A 688-nucleotide genomic window follows, 5' to 3' on the forward strand; every position below is an offset into this window, starting at 1 on the left:
CCTTCTTGAATAATAGCTAGACGGTCTTCTGGACTGAATACTCTTCTTTCTCTTTTCATTTTCCCTAATTTAATTGGTTCTAAACTCTTTTTAAAATTTAGTCCAGTCTATTAGGGGGTTAGTACAATATTTGAAGAAAAAACAGATGAAATCTGACAATATCATTCAAATTAAAAGTTTTCAGTTTGCTTTATTAGTTATAAGATTTGTTCGGCAAATTCAACTAGATAAAAAAGAATATGTGTTAAGTAAGCAAATTTTAAGATCAGGAACATCCATTGGGGCAAATGTGGAAGAGGCGGTAGGAGGGTCCTCTAGGAGGGATTTTTATGCGAAAATGCATATTGCGTATAAAGAGGCTAGGGAAACAGGATATTGGATAAGACTTTTAAGGGAGTCGAATATTTATCAATAAGAGGAATTACAAATTAGATTAGACGAGCTGCTTAAAATTATTGGTAGTATTTTGAAATCTAGCCATTTATACCACTAATTCTACATTCTACATTCTTCATTCTTCATTCTTCATTCCTATCTGGCATAAAAAAAGCCCACTAGAATCTAGCGGGCTTGATAATAATAACTTGGAGCTTACTTACTTTCCCGGGTTTGATCCCAGTATCATCAGCGGTGCGGGGCTTAACTTCTCTGTTCGAGATGGGAAGAGGTGAACACCCGTCCTATCGGC

Annotated in this window: 1 protein-coding gene and 1 rRNA gene; one reads left to right on the forward strand and one right to left on the reverse strand. The window is 35.6% G+C overall.

Features of this window, described 5'->3' with window-relative positions; translation table 11 throughout:
• Nucleotides 1–145: 145 nt before the first annotated feature.
• Complete coding sequence (locus ACST15_RS12495) at nucleotides 146–415, forward strand: four helix bundle protein (RefSeq protein WP_459454990.1); 270 nt, start codon at nucleotides 146–148, stop codon at nucleotides 413–415.
• Nucleotides 416–582: 167 nt separating this feature from the next.
• Here the strand turns inward: ACST15_RS12495 and rrf are convergent.
• Nucleotides 583–688 (reverse strand): 5S ribosomal RNA (rrf, locus tag ACST15_RS12500); the annotation flags it as partial.

Source organism: Aquirufa sp. Wall-65K1, from assembly GCF_054558475.1.